Origin of the sequence: Porphyromonas somerae (assembly GCF_022845615.1) — a bacterium.
Taxonomy (GTDB): Bacteria; Bacteroidota; Bacteroidia; order Bacteroidales; family Porphyromonadaceae; genus Porphyromonas_A; species Porphyromonas_A somerae.
In genome coordinates, this window is record NZ_AP025559.1 from 142893 (window position 1) to 166920 (window position 24028).

General features: G+C 45.7%; 15 protein-coding genes, 1 tRNA gene and 1 pseudogene. 12 read left to right on the forward strand and 5 right to left on the reverse strand.

Annotated elements, in window-relative coordinates; all coding sequences use genetic code 11:
* Positions 1–118: 118 nt before the first annotated feature.
* From MWL85_RS00565 to MWL85_RS00610, 9 genes and pseudogenes are all read left to right on the forward strand, one after another.
* Complete coding sequence (locus tag MWL85_RS00565; protein WP_244400934.1) at positions 119–535, forward strand: hypothetical protein; 417 nt, start codon at positions 119–121, stop codon at positions 533–535.
* A 244-nt stretch (positions 536–779) separates the two neighbouring features.
* Positions 780–1264: pseudogene (locus MWL85_RS11670) on the forward strand (helix-turn-helix domain-containing protein).
* Between the two features lie 523 nt (positions 1265–1787).
* Positions 1788–1860, forward strand: a tRNA-Phe gene (locus MWL85_RS00580).
* A 185-nt stretch (positions 1861–2045) separates the two neighbouring features.
* Positions 2046–3383 (forward strand): BamG family beta-barrel-assembly machinery protein, encoded by a 1338-nt coding sequence (locus MWL85_RS00585; protein WP_244400936.1) that lies wholly within the window; start codon positions 2046–2048, stop codon positions 3381–3383.
* Positions 3384–3486: 103 nt separating this feature from the next.
* Positions 3487–4863, forward strand: coding sequence for a tetratricopeptide repeat protein (locus tag MWL85_RS00590; protein WP_018029032.1), 1377 nt, complete (start codon positions 3487–3489; stop codon positions 4861–4863).
* 36 nt (positions 4864–4899) lie between these two features.
* Entirely contained in the window at positions 4900–5601 is a 702-nt protein-coding gene (locus MWL85_RS00595) for an LptA/OstA family protein (RefSeq protein WP_244400938.1), read from the forward strand.
* 17 nt (positions 5602–5618) lie between these two features.
* Positions 5619–6869 (forward strand): hemolysin family protein, encoded by a 1251-nt coding sequence (locus MWL85_RS00600; RefSeq protein ID WP_244400940.1) that lies wholly within the window; start codon positions 5619–5621, stop codon positions 6867–6869.
* 32 nt (positions 6870–6901) lie between these two features.
* Positions 6902–8665, forward strand: coding sequence for an aspartate--tRNA ligase (aspS, locus tag MWL85_RS00605; protein ID WP_244400942.1), 1764 nt, complete (start codon positions 6902–6904; stop codon positions 8663–8665).
* A 24-nt stretch (positions 8666–8689) separates the two neighbouring features.
* Positions 8690–9133, forward strand: a complete 444-nt coding sequence (locus tag MWL85_RS00610; protein WP_018029036.1) for a DUF4878 domain-containing protein — start codon at positions 8690–8692, stop codon at positions 9131–9133.
* A gap of 64 nt (positions 9134–9197) precedes the next feature.
* Here MWL85_RS00610 and smpB read toward each other — a convergent pair whose 3' ends face one another.
* Positions 9198–9683: an SsrA-binding protein SmpB gene (gene smpB / locus MWL85_RS00615; RefSeq protein ID WP_244400943.1), complete on the reverse strand. Its 486-nt coding sequence runs from the start codon at positions 9681–9683 to the stop codon at positions 9198–9200.
* Positions 9684–10392: 709 nt separating this feature from the next.
* On the opposite strand from smpB, the gene MWL85_RS00620 reads away from it, so the two are divergent.
* The 3 genes from MWL85_RS00620 (at position 10393) to MWL85_RS00630 (ending at position 18363) form a co-directional block, all read left to right on the forward strand.
* Positions 10393–13542, forward strand: a complete 3150-nt coding sequence (locus tag MWL85_RS00620) for a SusC/RagA family TonB-linked outer membrane protein (RefSeq protein WP_244400945.1) — start codon at positions 10393–10395, stop codon at positions 13540–13542.
* Positions 13543–13566: 24 nt separating this feature from the next.
* On the forward strand, positions 13567–15567 hold the full coding sequence (locus MWL85_RS00625; RefSeq protein WP_244400947.1) for a SusD/RagB family nutrient-binding outer membrane lipoprotein: 2001 nt from the start codon (positions 13567–13569) through the stop codon (positions 15565–15567).
* A 414-nt stretch (positions 15568–15981) separates the two neighbouring features.
* Positions 15982–18363, forward strand: coding sequence for a TonB-dependent receptor domain-containing protein (locus MWL85_RS00630; protein ID WP_244400949.1), 2382 nt, complete (start codon positions 15982–15984; stop codon positions 18361–18363).
* Positions 18364–18966: 603 nt separating this feature from the next.
* Here the strand turns inward: MWL85_RS00630 and MWL85_RS00635 are convergent.
* Genes MWL85_RS00635 through MWL85_RS00650 form a run of 4 tightly spaced genes read right to left on the reverse strand, consistent with a single transcriptional unit; the run spans position 18967 to position 24028 of the window.
* Positions 18967–20295, reverse strand: coding sequence for a hypothetical protein (locus MWL85_RS00635; RefSeq protein ID WP_244400951.1), 1329 nt, complete (start codon positions 20293–20295; stop codon positions 18967–18969).
* Positions 20296–20318: 23 nt separating this feature from the next.
* Positions 20319–21716: a glycoside hydrolase family 18 protein gene (locus tag MWL85_RS00640; protein WP_244400953.1), complete on the reverse strand. Its 1398-nt coding sequence runs from the start codon at positions 21714–21716 to the stop codon at positions 20319–20321.
* A gap of 23 nt (positions 21717–21739) precedes the next feature.
* Positions 21740–22951: a DUF1735 and LamG domain-containing protein gene (locus tag MWL85_RS00645; protein WP_018028229.1), complete on the reverse strand. Its 1212-nt coding sequence runs from the start codon at positions 22949–22951 to the stop codon at positions 21740–21742.
* A 12-nt stretch (positions 22952–22963) separates the two neighbouring features.
* On the reverse strand, positions 22964–24028 hold the full coding sequence (locus MWL85_RS00650) for a glycoside hydrolase family 18 protein (protein ID WP_244400955.1): 1065 nt from the start codon (positions 24026–24028) through the stop codon (positions 22964–22966).

Consider the following 24028-nt stretch of genomic DNA (forward strand, 5'->3'; position numbering starts at 1 on the left):
ACTAGTAATTTGAATCTACGATTCAAGGAATGGCGATATAAAATTTACAGGTATAGAGCACACTTGGAACGGAGGAACATTGGCACCTCTAATTGTTACACCTCAAAAAAAAATAATTATGTTTTTAAATTTAAGAAATATATTAATCATCTTCTGTAGTATGATTTGTCTTAACGCTTTTTCAATTAAAACAGATATAAAAGATTCTATATCTTATGTAGCTAGCACTTTTATGCAGTATGATGTCTTCATTAGTTCTTATAAAGTCTTTGATGAAGACTTAGAGTGGGTTGAGAAAAATCACCATGACTGGGTTATAAATTATTTTGAAAAAATTTATATCAAGTATGATTGTACTTTATATTCTAAATTTGCATTATCAATTTCGTTATATAAAATTGGTAAAAAACAATATTTAAAAGAACTATGGAAGAAGTATAGATATTTGTTTTTTATAGATTCCAAAAGAAATGAAGATGAAAATGTAAAAAAGATATGGGATTTAATAGACTGCTCCAAAATTAAAATGGAGTAACTTAAAAAATATAGATATAGTATCACGACATAGATAATGCTTCAAATCGAGAGCTTTTCTTGCCGTTAGCCTAAGTTCTAAACCGAAGTGCAATTTTTGAGGTACTAGGGACTGCCTTTTTCACGGCTTATTTGGTGGCCGTCGGCCACCAAATAAGCCGTGAAAAAGGGCAAAGAAGGGAGTGTGGATTCATAAAACAAAAATGGGAGGCCGAAACCTCCCATGGGATTAGTATATTTGTTTTATGAACAAAAAAAAGTACAAACATCTAATCCTTGATCAAAGATACATAATTGAGAGCGGTCTAAAAAAGGGTTTGTTGAAAAAAGAGATCGCTGAGCTTGTAGGAGTCTCTCCATCTACCATTACTAGGGAGATTAAGAGGAATGCCAACAAGAGTGGAAGATATACCCAAATGCACGCCCAATGCTGGCCAATGAGGATAAGGAAAGGGTTAAGCGAAAAAAGAAGAGAGGAAAAGGTGTGTGGAAGAAAGCAATCGAAAAACTCGGGGTTAAAGTTTACTTCGCAGACACTTACTCTTCTTGGCAAAAAGGAACTATTGCATACTCGAATAAACTACTGAGACAATACTTGAAAAAGAATGAGGACTTCAAAGATATTACCAATAAGCAAGTACTTAATTATGTACAGAAAATCAACTCAAGACCAAGAAAAAAACGCCAGTACAAAACCCCAATGGCTGTCTGGTTGGAAAATAATAAGTAAATTGTACTAGTAATTTGAATCTACGACAAGAAAAAAAGATGGCGATAATTGATATTCTTTGCAGAAATTTATTAGTACTATATTTAGGTGCTTTCATTCGTTATGTAGTTAATTGTATGTTGAAATCGAAGAAGTCTTTTCATACCATTTTGTATGGTGTGACCGAAAAGAGTAAAGAAGATGAAATATCAAATATCAATAACGAGTTTGTGAATCGCATATATGGCATTGTAGGGTTAATAATTATAGTTATTATTATAGTATTGATAACCAGGTGAAATTATGCTGAAAGTAGAAAGGTAATTTGAGTATCTTTTGTTACTCATATAAGGGTTACGAGCGATACCCTTGTATGGGTATTAATAGCCGTGAGCAATAAACAGGAAAAAACGACGTTAAATAATTGATAACCATAATTAATTAGGGTCTACGAAGTAAAATAAAGGGCCGAATAGTTTGTTGATTCAAAAAATTGTGGTACCTTTGCAAAGCAAAACTCAAAAGAGTGGCAAATTAAAGTGTTGGTGCCATAGCTCAGTTGGTAGAGCAAAGGACTGAAAATCCTTGTGTCCCCGGTTCGATTCCTGGTGGCACCACTCCCTCCCCCCGAAGGCTCGCAGATCTTCAATACATGAAGACGCGAGCCTTCATTTTTTTCTGCGCGATGGAAAACTCAGTAATAAGCGTACATTCCGACGAATTCGGGAGTACATAGCCATCATCTCAAATAATTTCCCTAAATTTGCGAATAGTTTATGTCATAATGGTAATGTAGCGATAGATGAATAGGTTTCGCAGATATATAAATCAGAGAGCATCACACTTCTGCTTAGCTATTGCAGCTGTAGTAGCTGTGGGTATGATGGGGAATAGTGTGGTCAAGGCTCAAGGAGTGGAGTCAACTCCTCTCACCCGTTTGGGATATGGTTCACTTGCCGAGACTTCACCCGTCTCATGGCGTGGTATGGGGGGTGTAGGCATCGCTATGAGTAGTGCCAAGGTGATCAACCTCCAAAATCCAGCAGCTTATGGTGCCACAGACTCGCTTTCGTTTGTGATGGATATTGCTGCTTCAATCAATTGGGGGCACAATAAAGATGGTATCAATCGGCACAATGCCCTGATGGGAGGTCTCGACTACTTGGCACTCCAATTCCCGATTTACAAAGATAGGGTGGCGGTGAGCACGGGTATCGTCCCGCTTTCCAATGTGGGCTACAGTCTCGTGAACGATGTGACGATAGCTGGGCGAGAGAATGCTAATATCATTCGCCAGTCTTTCTCTGGGCAGGGTTCGCTACAATCTTTCTACCTAGGGGTAGGGGCGAGGGTCTATCGTGGACTTTATGCTGGCGCCAATGTGAAGTATCACTTTGGCAAGTTGACTCATACCGTACACCTGATGCCAAATGCACAAGTGCTCTCTCAAGATTATCAGAGTTACACTATCCGCTTGGATAATTGGGGGGTAGATGTAGGGTTACAGTATAAATTTCATCTCCCTACAAAGGCACAAGACGAGCTGACACTTGGGCTGACTTATTCACCACGAATGAGGTTTACACCTGAGCTGTTTAGCTACTCCAATACCAACTTTGGATCGAAAAATAAGCCCAATATCACTAATAACTTAGTGAGAGCAGCCTCTTCGCTCCCTCATAAAGTGGGCGTAGGGTTGGCGTGGGATATGCCTAAGAAGATGACTTTGGCTGCTGACTTTGAAACGCAGCTTTGGGGTGACCAAGCCATCAACAACCCATTCAAGAATGACCAAGTCACCTTCAAGAATAGCTACAGAGGGGCAATTGGAGTACAAGTAACCCCCAATACCTACTCGAGGAGGTATCATGAGAGGATGTACTACCGTGGTGGTATCAACTACCGTAGCTCTTACCTGTCTATCCCAAGTGTGGGTCAGGTGCAGACCGTAGGAGCATCATTCGGATTAGGGATGCCAGTGACTATGTTTGGCAGTGATAGGACTTCCCTTATCAACCTCACCTTGGAGTATAGTCACGACTTTTCGACCCTCCAAAAGAGCTTTTCGCAAGATATGCTGAAGCTATCGCTAAGTCTGAATTTCAATGAAACTTGGTTTAGAAAACTAAAAATCTACTAACATAATAAACCGAATGCCTCACATGCCATCAAATAGCAAACGAATAGAGGCTGAAGGCATTCAGTCGGAATAAAAAAGGCAACATACTAAAAAAGGAATAACGATGAAAAGAAGTTTTTTACTACTGTCGGCTCTGCTATTGAGCCTGTTTAGCCTAGCATCTGTGAGTGCACAGACTGGGGTGGAGTCGGGGACTCCTTTCGGTCACGGCAATGATAGCATTCAGTGCCGAAGAAATATCACCTTCTATAAGACCTATCACCAGAGTGGCAATTATAAGGATGCCTATGACTTCTGGGAGAAAGTATATACCGCATGCCCTGCAGCGAGCAAGGATACCTATATCATAGGTGCTGAACTGCTAAACTGGAAGGCCGATCAAAGCCAGACTCCAGAGGAGAAGAAGGAGTGGACTAAGAAGCTGATGGAGATGTACGATACTCGTATCAAGTACTTCGGTGATGATCCTAAGAGTGGTACAGACTATATCCTCGGCAATAAGGTGTCTGACTATATGCGCCTAATGGGCAATGACTCAGACTATGATATGATCTACGGCTGGCTAGAGCCTGTGGTGAAGGCGAAGGGTGCTGAGACCGATCCACTAGCTCTTTCTCAATTTGCTTATGCTTCTATGGCTAGGATGTTTAAGAATCCTGCCCTTAAGGCCAAGTATGTAGATGAGTATATGATGGTGGATGGCTACTACGACCAAAAGATCAAGGAGCTTGAAGCTGCTGGCGATGAAAAGGGTGTTGCTTCGTATAACACCTATAAGGAGAACGCACAGGCAATGTTTGCACAAAGTGGTGCTGCTAGCTGTGAGGTGATGGAGGAGGTCTATGCTCCACAGGTAGAGTCGCATAAGAATGATAAGGAGTACTTGTCCAAGACCATTGCTCTACTTCAGTCTGTTGGTTGTACCGAGAGCAATGTATACTTCGCTATGTCGGAACACCTATTCAATATCGAGCCAACTGCTGACGCCGCCACAGGTATCGCTAATAAGGCCTTTAAGGAGAATAAGTATAGCCGTGCTCGTGAGTACTACGAGAAGGCTATTGAGCTCAGTACTAATGATGTGAAGAAGGGCGAGATCTACTACATGCTCGCAGTGATGAGCTACAAGCAAAATAGCTATAGTGCAGCCCGCACCTACGCCAATCAGGCGATGAACTTCAAGAGTGGCTTTGGTGCCCCAATGCTACTCATAGCCAACATGTACGCAGCTACTGCTAAGAGTATCTACCCAGATGATCCTATCAAGCAGCGTATCGTTTACTGTCTTGCAGTAGATAAGGCACAGCGTGCAAGGTCTATGGACCCAAGCGTTTCTGCAGAGGCAAGCCAGCTGATCAATACTTATAGCCAGCACTTCCCTGCCAAGGAGGATGTATTTATGCACCCTGACCTTGCTCCAGGCGCTTCCTTTACTGTAGGCGGTTGGATTGGTGAATCCACCACTATCCGCACACGATAAGGCTGCCCCACTTCACCCCTGAGGGGCGAAGAGTCTATGAGTGATACCTCATCACGATATATAAGGAAAAGGATACTAGCACAGCCCGGTTTATGGGTCTGTGCTGGTATCCTTTTTTACATTACTTTCTCCCTTTCGGCTTGTAAAAGTAAGAAGGGAGATACCCTTATCAAGGAGGTGGACACACTCCCCTATTCAATGGTGACAAGAGATATCTCTTCGCTCATCTCGGATAGTGGGATTACTAAGTACAAGCTGGAATCACCCGTTTGGTACACCTACAGCGAGCCTGAGGCTAAGTGGTACTTCCCTGAAGGACTATACGTGGAGCAGTTCGATACTCTTTTCCAAACCAAAGCCTCTATCAAGGCAGATACCGCCTACTACTATCAGGATAAAAAGCTATGGGAATTGATCGGTAATGTTGAGGTACTGAGCCGTGAGGGGCAGAGGTACTTTGGACACTCGCTCTACTGGGATGAAGAGCTGGCTGAGGTGTACTCTCACGAGCATACCACGATTATCCCTAGTAATGGTCAGCTTATTGAGAGTAAGTATGGCTTCAGAAGCAATCAGAATATGACACGCTATGAGCTCTACTCTTCCTACGGACATGTGGATGTGGAGGATAAGCCACTAGCTCCTGCCGATAGCACCGCTGTTGCACCGGATAGTATAGTACCTTCACAGTCTTCACAGCCATATCAAGCTCCCAAGTCTCCAGCCACTCAAAAGTAGTCTATTAAGCAGCCACTATGATATACTTAGCCATCATCATTTGTTTACTTTGCTCAGCATTCTTTAGCATGTCGGAGATCAGCTTTGTATCAGCCGATCGGCTCAAAGTAGAGCTGGACAAAAGCAGTCAGAATACCCTCTCTCGCATTGCTACCCACTTCTATAAGAATGGCAGCCGATTTATCACTACGGCATTGGTGGGCAATAACATTGTCAATGTGATCTATGGCCTTTTGGTAGCAAAAGCACTGGAGGAGCCACTCACTGCTTTGCTCCATAATGATATAGGGGTGGTGTTGGTACAGACCATTATCTCCACAGCCTTTGTCATCGTATTTGCCGAATATATTCCAAAGGCGATAGGGCAGGCAAAGCCCAATATCGTGATTCGCATCATCACCTTGCCTTTCTTCTTGATCTACATTATACTTTACCCCATCACCCTACTGATCGGGTGGATCAGCAAGCTATTCTTTAAGCTCTTTGGAGTAAAGAATGAGGATGATACCGTGCAACCTCTCACCAAGGTAGACCTTGATTATTTTATTGAGAGCAACGTCAATCAGCAAGAGAATGCCGATGAAGCTCGTATTCTACAAAATGCCTTGGAGTTCTCCGATATTAAAGTCAGAGACTGTCTAGTGCCACGCAATGAAATTATCGCCGTGGGTGACGATCTCACTCGAGAAGAGCTCATTGAGATATTTGATAAAACGGGCTACTCCAAGCTACCTGTATACAAGGAGGATATCGATGATATTATCGGTTATATCCACAGTATTGAGATGTTTAGGATGGGTAATTCACGTGAGTGGCAAAGCCGTATCCTCCCTACAATCTTTATCCCCGAATCCCTTCCAGCCGAAAACGCATTGAAACAACTAATGCAGAAAAAGCGGAGCTTGGCGATAGTGGTAGATGAGCTAGGTGGTACAGCTGGTATGGTCACCCTTGAAGATATCGTGGAGGAGATCTTTGGAGATATTGAGGATGAGCACGATACTCAGAGGATTGCTATGCGGAAGGTAGGGGAGAACGAATACATCATCTCGGGTAGGGCAGAGGTAGATACTCTCAATGAACAGTTTGATCTACAGATACCTGAGAATGAAGACTATCAGACACTAGCAGGATTTATCCTACATTATAGCCAGGAAATTCCTGATGCAGGGGAGGAGTTTACCATACCTCCGCACTTCCAAATACAAGTGCTAAGGGCTACTGGAAATAAGATAACTTTGGTGCGATTACGTAAGATAGAGTCTTGAGGCAAGACAAGACAATAAAGATATTTAGAGATATGTATAGGACAACAACTTGTGGTGCACTTCGTGCAGCCAACGTCGGAGAGGAAGTAACCCTCGCAGGATGGGTACAGAGAAATCGCCGTATGGGAGGAATGAGCTTCATTGACCTTCGCGATAGATACGGCATCACACAACTAGTATTTAGCCAAGAGCACAATGCTGAGCTGGCGGAGAAAGCTGCTCACCTAGGCCGTGAGTACGTGATTCAGGTAAAAGGAAAGGTGGCTGAGCGCTCATCGAAAAACGACAAGATAGCGACGGGAGATATTGAGGTGATTGTCACCTCTCTCACGGTGCTCAATCAGTCGGATACCCCTCCATTTACCATCGAAGATCAGTCGGATGGCGGTGATGAGCTACGTATGAAGTACCGCTATCTCGACCTGCGTCGTTCCCCCGTTCGTCGTAACCTAGAGCTACGTCATAGGATGGGCATTGCTATTCGTCAGTACTTAGACGGCCTCAATTTCCTCGAAGTGGAGACCCCAGTACTCATCAAGTCAACCCCCGAGGGGGCTAGAGACTTTGTGGTGCCTAGTCGAATGAATCCCGGTGAGTTTTACGCTCTACCACAGTCGCCTCAGACCTTTAAGCAACTGCTGATGGTGGCTGGCTTTGACCGCTACTTTCAGATTGTGAAGTGCTTCCGTGATGAGGACCTTCGTGCCGACCGCCAACCAGAGTTTACCCAGATAGACTGCGAGATGTCGTTCGTGGAGCAAGAGGATATTATCAATACTTTCGAGGGGCTAAGCAAGCATCTCTTCCACGAGATCCTAGGGATAGAGCAGTCCGAAGCCTACCCACGCATCAGTTGGCATGATGCCATGAAGTACTATGGTAGCGATAAGCCCGACACCCGCTTTGGTATGCGGTTTGTAGAGCTAATGGAAGTGCTGCAGGGGCATGGCTTCAAGGTATTCGATGAGGCAAAGTACATCGGAGGTATCTGTGTGGAAGGCGCTGCTAGCTACACTCGCAAGCAGCTAGACCAACTCACGGAATTTGTAAAGCAACCTCAGGTGGGGGCCAAGGGAATGGTCTACGCTAGAGTGGGTGAAGACGGCACGGTAAAGAGCAGTGTGGATAAATTCTACAGCCAAGAGGTGCTCCAACACTTGGCTAAGACTATGAAGGCAGAGGCGGGCGACTTGATCCTGATACTGAGTGGCGACGATGCGATGAAAACTCGTAAACAGCTCGGTACCCTCCGACTTCATGTGGCCGACCAAGAGGGGCTGATGGATCCAAATACCTTCTCCTGCCTATGGGTGGTAGACTTCCCTCTGCTCGAGTGGGACGATGAAACCCAGCGCTACTACGCTATGCACCACCCCTTCACCTCACCAAAGCCCGAGGATATTCCACTCCTCGATACCAACCCAGGCGAAGTGCGTGCCAATGCCTATGATATGGTGATCAATGGTGTAGAAGTAGGTGGTGGCTCTATTCGTATCCATGATAGCCAGTTGCAGAAAAAGATGTTTGAAGTCCTTGGATTTACTGACGAAAAGGCCGAGGAGCAGTTCGGATTCCTGATGAATGCCTTTAAGTACGGTGCTCCTCCTCATGGTGGTATCGCTTATGGTTTCGACCGTTGGGTATCGCTTTTTGCCAAACTGGATAGCATCCGTGACACCATCGCATTCCCAAAGAATAACTCTGGACGCGATGTGATGATCGATGCCCCTTCTCGCCTTGATCAAGAGCAGCTCGACGAGCTCTCCCTATCGCTCGCACCACAGAAAAAGAATTGATTTAACTAGACAAAACAAATTGACATGAAAAAGATTACAAGCTATTTATCCATTGTGGTACTGACCTTTGCACTCGCAGCGTGCTCTGTGATAGGTGGAAATACCCCCGAAAAGGTGTCGGAGGACTTCTTCAACTACCTCAACCAAGGCAATAAAAGTGAGGCGATGAAATTGATTTCTAGTGATGCCTCAGCCCTAAGCGATACAGAGGTCTCTCTAGCAATAGAGGGATTAAAGGTCGTATCTAAGTCGCTAAAGGTATACAATGCCATTGCGGAGAAAGAGGTCAGCACCAATGTCGCTGATTATGTCTCTTTTGATGAGAAAAGCAAGGAGGATAACCAAGCAACCGTAGAGATGACTATAGATACCAAAGAAGCCATTGGCGATAATGGAGGCCAATACAAAACCTCTACTATCTATCTAGTCAAAGAAGAGGGCAACTGGAAGATCCAAAGCATCCGCTAACCAGCTTCCCCCTCACTTATATAATTAAATACCCGTGGACCGCTTGTCGCTCCACGGGTATTTTTTATATCTTATACCGACGGGCCTGCTCCAGCTCCCGCTTCATATCCCGCTCCTTAAGATCTTGGCGCTTGTCGTATTGCTTCTTACCCCTTGCCACACCTATCTCCAGCTTGGCAAGCCCCTTAGCATTGATATAGAGTTTTAGTGGCACAATGGTCAGCCCCACATTCTTCACCACCTCCGCCAGCTCCCTGATCTCCTTTTTATTGAGGAGTAGTTTGCGGTCACGCCGAGCCGTGTGATTATTGTAGCTACCATAGAAGTACTCAGGGATATAGATATTATTAGCCCAGACCTCCCCACGATCCACGATACAAAACGTATCCACCAGAGAGGCCTTGCCCAGGCGTAGCGACTTGATCTCGGTCCCCAGCAACACCAATCCAGCAGTGTAGGTATCGAGTATCTCATAGTCAAAGGTAGCCCGTCTATTCTTAATCAACACACGAGTCCCAAACTTCGCCTTATCTTTATTCTTCTTCGCCATAACTCCGCAAAGTTAATCAAATCCACCGACACCACCTACGCCTCCACCTTGTGGCGATAGGGGTCCCCCTGCAAAGCACAACTCAAACGATACAGAAGAATGGGAGAAAATAATGCCTCCAAAGCCCGATTTATAACGGCTTGATATCCACCGCCATATAGAAGTGAAACCTGAGTTGCAACTAACCGATCGGCGAGTTGCAACTAAACAATTGCCGAGTTGCAACTAAGCATTTGCTTTGTTGCATCTCCACTTTTACCCTACTTGCATAGAGGTTTTATAGAAGTGCTTCATTGAATGATCAGGTGTTCGTGCTGCGCCTCTAGCACATGGGCTACGACAAGTCGGTCTGACTGATAACTTAAGTATATACTTCTAATGCGGATGCTCTACTTTTAGAGATAGGGCTAAAGGCATTATGATAATCAATTTGATCCTCTCATACAAAGGATGATTCCCCACCATACGACTAATCAAAGGGTTCAATACAATGAAACTCCTAATGCATTAGTGCCAAGATTCTATTGATTGTAATGCTATTAGATAAATTATTGCTAACTTTGAATGTAAAAGCAATAAGTGTTGTTAATGTTTTGATGTGTTAACAGTAAAACTTTATCAGATTATAGCTCATTAAAGCCTGTGGATAACACACACTAACGACTAACAATCTATCCTACTTTTAGTAAAACTTAAAACAACAAACAGTATGAAAATGGTCAAAACTTATGCTGCAGGCTGGGTGCGGTATACGATCTTATCCCTTCTGCTTGCACTGTGGGTAGCCCCATCTGCACTAGCTCAGACCGTGACCGTTACTGGTACGGTTCATGATACCGAAGGGTATGAAGTGATCGGTGCTTCAGTAACCGTAGTAGGTCACCAAGGTCTAGGCATTGCCACCGACCTCAATGGAGCTTTTAAGTTGCAGAATGTACCCTCTAATGGCACTCTGCGCATCTCCTTTGTAGGTATGAAGACTCAAGACATCCCACTTAATGGACGTACTCACATAGAGGTGATCCTAGAGCCTGATAATGAGCTTCTTGATGAAGTAGTGGTGACCGCTCTCGGAATTAAGCGTGAGAAGAGGTCGCTCGGCTATGCTATTCAGGAGCTAAAAGGTGAGGACCTTCTCTCCTCTAGAGAGTCCAATGTCACCAATGCTCTTTCAGGTAAGATCGCAGGTCTTCAAGTAGTCAAAGGTGGTGGCGGTATTGCTGGCTCCTCAAAAATTGTACTCCGTGGTAATAACTCCCTCACAGGCGATAACCAACCGCTTATCGTGGTGGATGGTGTGCCAATGGACAACTTTACAGGAGCTTCCAATAATGACTTCTGGAACCCCTCTCTTGATATGGGTAACGGACTAGGCGACCTCAATCCTAATGATATCGCCTCCATGTCGGTCCTCAAGGGTGCTAGCGCAGCAGCCCTTTATGGCTCACGAGCAGGAAATGGTGTGATATTGATTACCACCAAGAGTGGGCAGGCTCAGAAGGGACTCGGCATCAGTATCCATTCCACTACGGGCTTTGAAACCATATTTATGGTACCTAAAGTACAGAAAAGCTATGCCCAAGGCTCGTACGGTGTGTTTGATACCGAATCGGGTGCTAGCTGGGGACCTAAGATTGAGGGTCAAGAGGTCACCCATTGGGATGGCACTAAGGCACCTCTAGCATATTATGACAATATTGCCAACTTCCTCAACACAGGTATCAATACCCAAAACTCTGTAGCGCTCTCTAGGCAACTAGGCAAAGGCTCATCGGTATACGCTTCGATTACCCACTCCTATAATAAGGATATGACTCCAGAGTCAAAGCTCAACCGTCTCAACATGATCACGAGATTTGTCTCTAAGTTTGGAGCCGATGATGCTTGGACCGCTGATGCCAAAGTTCAGTACATCAATACCAATGTACATAACCGCCCCATCGCAGGTAACCGCTCCGAAAACTACTTCGGAACACTCCTCACCATGCCTGGCAACGTAGATATCACACAGCTTAGCCAAGCCGTTAATGATATGGGATACCATATCTGGTACAATCCAAAGTCAGGGCTCAACCCTTACTGGGCTACTAAGTACAGTCAAAATGATGACCAGCGTGACCGCTTCCTGATTAGCGGTTCGCTAAAGTATCAGTTTACAGACTGGCTATCGGCAGAGATCCGTTCTGGTGCAGATATCTACACCACCAACAACGAGAGTAAGATGTATGCCTACGGACCTATCAAGGCCAATGGCTCCTACAGCACCTCCAAGGATGTATTTAAGGAGACCAACCACAGCTTCCTGATTACCGCTGGCAAGGATGAGCTATTTGGTGACTTCGGTCTTCACGGAACCTTCGGAGGTAACTTGATGCACCGTAGCTTCTCCAGTATTGGTGTGACAGTTGGTGAATTGACCGTCCCCAACCTCTTTAGCGTCAATAATAGCAAGGGAATGCCTGCACTACCACAGTCGGCGAGTGAACACAAGATCAATTCACTCTACGGAACATTGCAGCTCAATTACGCTGGTATGGTCTATCTTGATCTCACCGGTCGTAACGATTGGTCCTCTACATTGAGCAAGGCCAATAGATCCTTCTTCTATCCATCGGCCAGCCTTTCATTCATCTTCTCAGAAGCACTTAGAAAAGCGACAAGTAGCGATCTATCGTGGCTTACCTTTGCCAAGATTAGAGGTTCGTACGCATCAGTGGGTAACGATATGGGCCCTTACCAGCTCTACAATACCTACTCCATCAATAAGGATCCTAACGGCAATGTGGTAGCTTCAAAAAATGAAGTGCTGTTCAACTCGGACGTAAAGAGTGAGCTGATCCACTCCTGGGAGGTAGGTCTGGAGGCCAAGCTATTGGATAGCCGCCTCAATTTTGACCTCGCTTTCTATAAGTCCAATGCCGTTAATCAGCTACTCAATATCCCAATCAATGGTCTTGAAGGATATAAGTATAAAAAGATCAATGCAGGAGATATTGAAAATAAGGGATTTGAGCTGATGGTTAATGCAGTCCCTGTCATCACGAATGACTTCACATGGGACCTTACACTCAACCTCTCCAAAAACGTCAATACGGTTAAGGAGCTAGCAGAGGGCGTAACTCAGTACCAGCTAGGAGCCTTTGATAATGTCCATGTACTTGCCGCTGCTGGCGAGCGATATGGTGTGATCTACGGAACTAAGTTTGCTAGAGTAGAGGACGAGAAGAGCCCTTACTACGGCAAGGTAATTGTAGATGAAGAGGGAATTCCTACCGCAGCCCCTGGCTCACATTACCTAGGTAATCAGCAGCCAGACTTTATGGCCGGTATCACCAATACCTTTACCTACAAAAACCTCTCACTCAGTTTCCAGATTGATGGTCGCTTTGGAGGTAAGATATTCAGCTTCACCAATCGTATGCTTAAGGCCAATGGTCGCTCCTATGTGACGGCACCTGATGGTAATAGAGATAAGATCACTTATGATGGCGTACAGCTCGTCAATGGTAAGTATCAGCCTAATACTGCTAAGACCGATCCTCAAGACTTCTGGACCAAGCTAGAGAGCAGGAGTAGTGGCAACGTAGGTATCACTGAGGAAAACCTTTTCGATGCCACCAACATCAGGCTTCGTAACCTCTCAATCAACTACGTGCTACCACATAAGCTGCTCGATGGCACAGCTATTCAGGGTGCTTCCATAGGGCTCTCTGCCAATAACCTCTGGATGATTAAGAGCTATATGGATGGTGTTGATCCTGAGTCGGTGTATGCAACTGGCTCCAATGCTGTAGGACTGGAGGCGCTTGCCCCACCTACCAATCGCTCTTATTATATCAACCTATCGATTAACTTTTAAGCCTAATAAGAGAATAATATATTTATGAAACATCTTAATATTATACTTGTAGGACTGGCGACACTCCTCTTAGGTGGCTTGGTAACGGCCTGTAGCGACTTTGACGACCTTAATAGAAGTCCTTTCGAAGCGGGTGCCAACCAAGTACAGGTGGAGTACTTTATCAATAATGCCATTATTAGTGCACAGATGAATCCCGACGTGGCTGAGCGTTCCTTTGTCCTCTATTGGAAGGATGCTGGCCATATGGATCGCGTCGGTTCACTCTCTCAAAACTTCACCAACGACGGGTGGACTCAAGCTTACTTTGACCAAGTAACCTCTTGGCTCACCCACATCAATTCTGCTATCTCTCTATACCAAGAGCAGAAGGCAGAAGGTAATACCAAGACCTATAGCAATAATCTCTATCAAGTGGCACGTATTTGGCGTGTCTACCTGATGAGTGAGTTTACCGACAACTTCGGTACCATGCCTATCAATAGCTTCCAGGGAGAAAAGGTACAGTTCAATACCACTGAAGAGGTTTACACCTTTATGCTCAAGGAGCTCAAAGAGGCAGTGGCTGGTTTTGACACCAATACCGTGAGTGGCGACATTACTAATCTGGACCCTGCTTATGGTTATGATTTCGATAAGTGGGCAAAGTATGGCAATTCACTACGTATGCGACTAGCAATGCGTATCTCAGGAGCCAATCCTACTTTAGCAAAAACTGAGTTTGAAGAGGCCGCTAAGGGAGGTAAGTATATCTCCACCTTTGATGATAACTTTGCTGTGCAAGAGCGACCAGGTTGGGATGCTCTTACCGGTGTGATGAGCCGTGAGTGGAATATGCAATACCTCTCTCCTACGCTAAATAACCTCTATCTCGGTCTCGGTGGTGTCACTTCCGAGACACAGGTAGGTGCCTATGCTAGGTCTGCTGTAGAGAAGCTTAATAAGGATCGTGAAGAGCCCATCAATCTTAAGTTCTGTGATCCTGATTATATGGGCGTTAAGTGGGAAGGCTACTTCAGCAGCAAAACTAATGACCCATCAGCAGGCTATTGGAGCGATGGACTGCCCTATAGTATTGACCCACGTGCTTACAAGGGTTATAATATTCCTGGTGATATTAATAATCCACACTTCAATAAGTACCCCTCATGGGCAACGGGTAATGTAACCAATACTGAGCGGGCACTTCTACTGCCAAAGCCTGAGGGTGTAGAGAAGCAAGATACACTTGTGGTAGTTAATTCAGCTTTCGCATGGAATACCTCCACGCCAGGCAATTGGGGTGAGATGGGGTCTATCAACAGGGTCTATAGCTTCCCAGGCTCTATGCCAAGGCTAGTCAATGAGTTTAGGAATAGTAGCATGAAGCGCGTATTCTTTGGCTCTTGGGAGAGCTACTTCCTTTTGGCCGAAGCAGCCCTTAATGGGTGGTCGGTAGGAATCGACGCCAAGGAGGCGTACGAAGCTGGTATCAAGGAGAGCTTCACCTACTGGGATAAGTGCTTCCCAGATAATACGATCTCAAAATATCTCACCGAATACCTCGCCTCTGAGGAGTACAATAGAGTGGGTACCTCTGTGAGCTGGGATCATACGGCTGAGCCACCAGCTACTAAGGAGGTAAGTTATCTTGATGCCAAAACAAAGGAGATGAAAAAGACCACCTTTACCTATCCTGCTAATCAACTCTATAAGAATGGACAGGTGAAGAATGACCACCTCACCAAGATCATCACACAGAAGTTCATCGCACAAGTGCCATGGTTGCCACTCGAGACATGGAGTGACCATAGAAGACTTGGCTTGCCATTCTTTGAGAACCCCGTAGTGGAAAAGACCATCGAAGGCTTCGATGCACTGACCACTACCAACTATATGGAGAGCAAGTGGGAGTTCTTCCCACAGAGGCTACCATTCCCTACCTCTCTTAAGAATAACGTGCCTGAATCCTATAAGGACGCAGTGGATAAGCTGGGAGGACCAGACAACATATACACTAAAATGTGGTGGTCTGCAAAACCCTAAGAGGTTCATTAAATAATTAATCCTCCACTCGGAGGTAATAAGAGAGCCACTTCTAGATCGCTAGAAGTGGCTCTCTGCATACAATAGTTTTATTTCAACACCACCTGGGGAAGGGCGAAGGACCTCACGGGAGTCCTTACCTCATCGGGGGTGTCTTTATCGCGGGCACCTTATCGGACAGGTCGGAAAAACGATGCCTCGTCCGACTTGTCCGACTCGTCCGACTTGTCCGATAAGGCACCACCGATAAGGTACCCCCAGCCAAAGCATCCGACAGGGTGCCATTCAGCTAGCCCTCGGTCAAGACTCGCAGAGCCATTCTGCAACTTCCAGAAGTGTGCAACTGGGTTGCGAGCGATAATATCTACCTTTGCGGGCGGAAGGGGGAAGTGATTAGTATATATTGTATATCTTATGAGGCGATTATTTTTGTTGGTATCCCTACTGATGATGGTAGGCGTTTTGGGAGTTTCGGCACAGGAGCTCCGAGGAGTAGTATATGACGAAGCTGGGGAACCCCTTCCCTATGCCACCATTAAGGTGAAAAGCATCGGGGAGGGCAAGGTGCTTACTGGGGGCGTAACTCGTGACGATGGCTCTTTCGCATTACAGATAGGCAATCATCAGTTACCACTATTGCTCGAGGCGAGTTTGATCGGCTTTGCTCCAAAAGAAGTGAAGTGCGATAGTTTCTCTACTTATCAGATCGTGCTGGAGGAGAGTGCCCTAGTGCTAGAAGAGGTCTCCGTCACTGCCAATCGCATCACACACCGAATGGTGGCTGGCGGTATCAGCACCTCCATAGAGGCCTCACCGCTCGCACACCTCTCGGATATCTATAGCGTGCTCCGAGGAGTGCCATTAGTTGAGATCGAGGGTACTGAGGTACGGGTAGCCGGCAAAGGGACCCCCATCATTTACATCAATGACCGACTGATGACCGACCCCAATCAGCTACGCAATCTCAAGCCTTACCTCATTCGTGATATTGAGGTACTCACCAATCCTGGTGCCAGGTATAGCTCTTCTACCGAGTCGGTGATCAAGATCTACACCAAACGAGAGCAAGGTACTGGCCTCAGCGGTGAGGCAAAGCTTGATCTTTTCAATCAGATTGGTAGCCCTATAGGTTATCAACCCTATCTTCGCCTTAATTATCGGCTCAATAATTGGGACTTCTTTACTAGTGTGATGTACCAAGATGAGCAGACCAATCACTCCTTCCCCTCTCTTCGCACCCACGGCAAAACTGATCAAAGCGAGTGGATCAATCAATCCACCACTAAGCACAAGGAGGGGGTGCAGACACAGGAGTATACCATCGGTATCAATTACGAAGATGATGTGCAGAGTGCAGGTTTTAGGTATCGTATTGCTGCCGAAAAGGAGGATTCTTGGATGTTCTCCGACCTCACCAGCCACCATCTCAAGCCCACTCCCGAAGTGGTGGAGCGCTATTTTAGCAAGTCCCAAACTCTCAAGCCCTGGAATGCCTCGCACCGACCCAATCTCTATTACCTTAGGAGGTTTGGCGATTGGAGAGCACAGATCGACCTTGACTACTTCCAAACTGGCATGAGTCAATCTACCGAGAAAGCAGATGAAGGGAAGACCGAGGAGTACGAGCTTTCGGGCGTGGAGAATAGGCATGGAGCCAAGTATCAATCGGCAGGTGCACGTTTAGACGTCGCTGGACCACTCTGGGGCGGTCGCCTTGAATTGGGTGGTGAGTACTCTAAGGTACATAACCGCTTCTATAATCAGCTAGATGCCAGTCTCAACCTTAGCGATCTAGATAGCGAGCAGAGGGAGCAACTACTAGCGCTTTACCTGGAGTATCAGCATAAAATAGCCTCCGAATGGCATCTTACTGCAGGGGTGCGTATGGAGCACCTCGAGAATAAGTACATAGATAAGGGGATATTAGATCCGGATAAGAGTCATACTACTACCAATCTATTTCCCACACTAGCAGTCACAGGACGCCTGTGGGGCGTACGTACGGAGCTCTCCTTTAGGAGCCGTATCCACCGACCTAGCTATATTCAGCTACAGCCACAGTACCTATACGTGAGCCGATACGAGTACAAAGTGGGCGACCCCAACCTCAAGGACGCCATAGACTACTCTACCGCCCTCACCTTCAATAAGAGCTGGTTGACTACCATCCTGAGCCATACCTATAGCCGCGACTGTCTCACTCCAGAGACAGGATTATTTACCGACCCTACTACTGGAGTGGTACGCCCTTATATTACCCTCTTCAAGACGGTTAATGCCCCTCCACATCACGGCCTATCGGCAGCAATGGTAGCTAGCCCTACCATTAAGTGGTGGAAGCCCACCTTTACCCTACGTCTCTCCAAGATGATCGGCTACGACCTTTGGAACTTCGAGGAGCGGATCACTAATCGTAAGGCAACCCTTGCCCTCAGCGTGGCCAATCAATTTACACTCCCCAAGGAGATCAGTATGGTGTTCAACGTAGGTTACACCCCCTTTGGCAACGAGGATAATATGGAGTTCACCGCCCCCATCCTCACCAGCTATGCCGAGATCTCCAAGCGGTGGCTTAAGGAGCAAAACCTCATTACCACCCTCTCCGTTAGTAACCTCTTCAATACCACTCACTCCGTACGTACCGCCACTAGATACAGCGTGATGGAATCCACCGAGTATGTGCCACCACGCATCGCCTTCACCATCTCCTACCGCTTCAATAGCTCCAAGGATAAGTACCAAGGCACCGGCGCCCTCGAGTCAGTCATCGACCGTATGAAAGTGGGTCACGACTAACCAGTGCCTCACCGAAAAGGTACCTCACCAGACAAGTCGGACAGGTTGGCAAATCATCGCCCCCATCCGACTTGTCTGCTTTACCTGTTCTGTCTGATAATGGGTAACTCTCCAGGGGTTACGCATTAGAAGAGAGTATTGTACGAATGATCATATACAAGCTGTTGAAGATAATGGAGTAAGGACCTCGGCAGAGGTGCCTCTTAAATAAGCACAGGTCAAAGGGGCGTTAGCCCCGCATGACCTGTGTGCAAGAGCATATTCACCACCTCGTTGACCCCGGCTGAGGGGTCAGATCTAGAGATAGGGTTGTCCGACCCCTCGGCCGGGGTCGCAAGGATATTTTACACCTATCTTTACACAGGTCTTCGGCTCTGCGTGCCACGACCTGTGCCTATTTAGCACGGACCTCTGCCGAGGTCCTTACTCATAGACACCCCGCTAAAAACCTTATGGTAAGAACCTTCTAATGAGTAACCCCTGGGTAAATCTCCACTAGAAAAGTAGGTCGGCTTCATACATCAGTCTCCTTGAATAAAAAAAAGCGAGTGACTGCCATTAAGGTAGTCACTCGCAAAAGGTTTATAGGATAGTAATAGGTTTTTATATTACCTCAATAGCTAATGAACCATAAACATTGCCGTAGTCATCTTTAACTAGCAAGGTGGTTTGTCCAACCATTTGTCCATAAATCGTTATGTCATCTCCCCACCACGATTTATTAGCCATTGCAATTGATGCATTAACAGTATTAAAATAGAGCGACCAATTATTTCGTCCTGAATTGTTTTCAATAATTCTAATGGTCACACTTGAACCAGCATTTACGATTACTTTTTGCTGAGAGAATACTATCAATTGTTGAGGTGCTTTCACTACTACCTTAGTAGAGACTTCATTGCCTGAAATGATGTCTTTAATAGTTAGTAAGGATTCACCCTCCTTATGTGGAATGAGTTTTACCGTCTTATTGACCAATGTAGCGGTGATGACCTCTTCATCCTCAACCACTATCTCATAGTTTCCATTACCAGTGTAGATCTCAATATTCTTTTCACTACCCTCATAGAAATAGACTGTGAGTTCATCCGTATCATCAATAGTGGTAACGAATGGCTGTAGTGTGGTGGTTAATTTAATCTCCTTAACCTGTTCGGTAATGTTGTCCTTAACTGTGATGGTTCCTTCGCCTACTGCTGTCGCTGTAAGGATAATGGTATTGCGATTGACCACGATCTTCACTAGCTCGGGCTTGTCACAAGTAACGGTGTAGTCACCTGACCCACTCGTGATGGAGATATTCTTACTATCTCCAGTAGGTATAGTTACTTCATAGGTATTGAGAAGCAGTGGAATAGGTGTGATTTCAACATTGATGCTTTTCGTGAAGCCTAGCTCGGTATCTTTGATAGTAATGGTGCCAGTTGCCACCTTCTTAGCTGTAAATACGAAGTTTTGCTCTTGGAAGTAGTAGGTACCCAGTGCAGGGTCACTTAGTTCAGCTTCGTACTTTGAGGAGCCATTGAGGATCGTAACAATGCTGGTGGCACCTACCGAAGTCTTAAGCTCACGGTGAGAGAGCTTCAGTACTGGTTCGGCCTCTATGCTCACCTTGATCTCCTTGCTTTGACGTGATACTTTATCGGTGATGGTCAGTAGGGTCTCGCCTATTTTGATACCAGTGAGGGTAACGCTCTCCTTGGTGACTGAAGCAGTCGCTATACCTATCTGTGGTATGGAGACTAGATAGTTACCTGAGCCACTCTTAATAGGTATTTCGAGTGACTGATTTGGCTGTAGTGTGGCTTCGGATAGCTCTACTACTAGGTTTGGCACCTCTTTCTGCTCCTCATTGGGCTGGTCTTTGTCACAAGAAGTGAGAGCAAAGAGAGCCATCACGAGGATAAGTCCTTTGGATAGTATATTTTTCATGTCTCTAAATTCTTTTGCTGTAATTATTTACCCTTTGGTCCTATAAAGTGAGGGCCAGAGTATATACAATCTTCGCCGTAGAAGACTTGAGTAATCTCGGAGAGCTGTGCTGCAAAGCTATCACAATTGTCCTTCGTTACTGTCATATTGAAGATCATCAGGCACTGCATCTTTTCATTAAGAATAGAGCGTGCAGTTGATGCTCCTCTGCTTAATTGATTGTAGCTAGCTTGAATTGATTTGTTGCCAAACCGATTGTTGGGGATACCAATCGTGCTAGGGCCAGGAACACCGTAATCAGTCCAAGCGTAGTCGATATAGTCGGATGCAGTCTTCCCCGTCTCATCTGTCCTATCCGCTCTAAATGGTGAGTTGTACTCGTAGTGGGTAATTAGCGTATTGGGCAGGGTCTCACGTAGTGCTCGTAGGAACCATAGCCCAGACTGCTCCTTATATCTTAGGTCGGGAAGCTTATGATATTCTGCATACTCTTCGTCCACGTCCCATCCGTCAATGCCCGCCTTTTCAGACCAGTACTTCAACTGACTAGCAAAGTCTAGTGCCTCTTCGTAGCTCTGGAAGTTGTGATATCCTACACCATGGTGATTGGGTAGAATGTCCATAATGAGTTTGATACCCCTATCGCGAATTGGCTTGATGAACACATCAGGATTATTGACAATAGGTTGAAGCTCACTATTAAAGAATAGTACACGTCTCTGATTGGTGAGGTCATAATTCATATTGGCAGCAAAGCATACGATCATATCGAATACTGGTAGCTTACTATCCTTAAGTACAAAGTTGGCGATATTGCGGGGATCCCAATCGTTGGTCTCTACATAAGCAACCATCTTGATAGGCTCGGTATAGCCCTCTACAGTTGGGAGTGGCTTTTTATTTTCCTCGGAGAGAGGCACAAAGGCACCCATTAGAGGAACCTTGATGAAGTGTGCTACCACTTGATCATCTATTTTTACCAATACTGGCAAATTGTAGATGCTGTAGGGAAGCTCCTCTATCCCTGTGAGAGTGGCTTCTATTACCTTATGAGTAGCGTCTGCTCCATCCTTGAGGGCAAGGGTTGCATTGCCTTCAGGCAATATGGTGTATTGACCGAAGGGGTCTTTTCTCTTGAGTGCTCCTAGCACCTTGCTGTAGGTCTCTTCGTCGTAAGGAAGTAGCTCTATCGTAGATTCTTTGCTAGGTAGTGTCACGTTGAGGTCTACAGTGCCGTCATAGTACGTGGTACTGAATAATTGCTCGCCTGTCTCAGCATCTATGATGCTAGGCTCACCTAGGAGTACCTTCTCCACTAGAGGGTCAGGTCCAGGCATCTCTATAGTGAGATTCTTTTGACAACCTACAGTGAGGAGAGCCATTGAAGCCGCTCCAAGTAGGGTGAAGATATACTTTTTCATATTTATATTCTTTCTTTATCTGCTTACTTCTCTACACTCTCAAGTGGACTATCAAGCGTTACTACATTTACTTTAGGGTCGGCACCGCCTTGCTGTACCCTAAGGACGAGATCGTGTCCATTGCCAGTAAGATCGGTGACTGTAGCTCCTTCTGCAGCATCCATCTTCCAATAGGCAAGTAGTGCTGGGTTGGTAGGGTCTTCTTTCAGCATATGCTCTAAGAGCTCAGCAGGTTTACGGACACTTTTCCATACACGCACCTCAGCAAGCATGGCATATAATCCTCTGCCCCCGCTATAGCTTCTGCCAATATACCACTTGTCTCCTCTTGGAACGATGGAGCAAGGCTTCCTGAATGAAGATTTCATCTCGCCATCTATGTAAACTGTAACAATTTGAGTGGCTGCCTCGTAAGTGAAAGCAACGTGATACCATGCCTTGGTCTCAAATGGCAAGTCAATCACTTCACCAGCAGCTTGGAGTTTATTCCCTGGTACTCCAGCATCACCAAAGCGGAGTAGTGTGCCGCCCTCTATACCCATAAGGGTAGAAATTTGTGCCTCACCTTCGTCTTCAGAGTCTCTGAACTTTTGTGCATTTACCAAGCACTCCATAGTGAAGTCGCCCCTATGTGAAAAGTCTTTTGCAAGGTCAAAGTAGAAGTCTCTAGTGAGTAGTACAGCTTTTTTGACTTGTACTTTATTCTCTTCCCTCAATAGAGTAAAGATAACCACATCATTTGGTTTATTCATCTTCGCTCCATTAATAGGGTCAAGTCTGAGGGCAAATGTATAGATTTCATCAAACTCGATCTCGTCAGTGAGGTTGATAGTGACAGAAATTGGCTCACTAGTAACTGCAAAAGCAGGAATCGGTGTAATCTCCTTAGGAATAGAGATGGCTGATGAAGGCAGTAACTTTACATTGCCTTTACCATATTTTTTTGCTGCTTCTTCATCAATTGATATGGAGATGGCCTTCTCACCTTCAGTAGATAGCGTAAGGTGAGCTCTGAGGTCAATAGTGGTCTGCTCAATCTCAGGCTTATCGATCTCTATACTGCGTAAGGTATAGGGGTCCGCCAACTCGGTCTTGTCTTTGGTAATGATCTCTAGGGTGGCACTTTGCTCAGTGAGCTCTCCGCCCTCAAGGTGCTTCTCTTTATCGCACGAAGCTAGAGCTAGAGAGATCAAGAGAAGTACGATGCTCTTACATACCCAGTTATTTGTATTCATAGTGTTGTCGTCTTACTTGTTTAATACTCTTTGCTTATCAATGAGAGAGGTAAGGGTGCCATAAGGCATAGTCTCTACTACATTGCTGGCATCTAGCTCTGTGTGGTAATACGCCACGCCTGCCTTATTGGGTGCTTGCCAGTAAAGGATGGATTGCATACGGGGTAGCTCGTCTAGTGAGAAGTGGGTCTCATCCATAAAGCCCTCTTTCTGATCTTTTCCCTTGAAGCTTGCTGAGGGTAGATACCTATTGTCTTTCCATTGGAGTGCCTCACTCTCAAAATTTGAGAGACGGTATTCCAATACCTTCTTATTGAAGATGATCCAAGTGGCTTTCTCGATCTCCGCACGAGCTTCCTCAAAGGGTGCCTCAATAGCTAGGAGGGCTTTATTGGCACCACCAGCTACAGCTGTGATCTTGGAGAGTAATTGGGTAGCCTCTTCCTTGGAAATCAATTGGAAATTCTCAGGGAGCTTTACACAGATACCGTCAAAGCCATATTTGCTAATCGCGTCAACTTGCTCTTCGGTGTCTTCAGTCGCCTTGGCTAGAGCATTGGTATGTAGCTCTTCGGTAAGGGCCTTTTCGAGGTTTGCGAGTTGCTCAGCTTGCTCTTCAGGTGTTAGTGGAGTCTCCAAGTCTTTCCAGCTATTTCTAAGTTTATCGCGCTGACGTTTGAACTTTGTCTTGAGCTCATCGGCATACTGAGTGTCAATGGCGTGGAAGTCAATAGCATTGAGTACTTTGGTCTTCTTTACTTGTTGTGTGGTAGATAGGTCTTTCTCCATCCAACCAAGTAACTGGTGTCGGCTATCCTTCACCACTACTACATCCAGATAATCAGGTAGTCTGTAGAGCTGTGCTCCTGAGCCACCATCAGCACCCCATCCATAGTGCATTGCCATGACGATGGGTCGGCCAAGTAGGCTATTTTTATAACTCTCAAGAGTTTCGGTATTGATTTCATTGCGTGGGGTAACCACCTCAGCAGGCTCTATTCTTACATTTTTGTTGCAAGAGAGTAGTGCGAGACCTATGATTGTGGCAAGTACCCACTTAGTCATTTTCTTATTCAT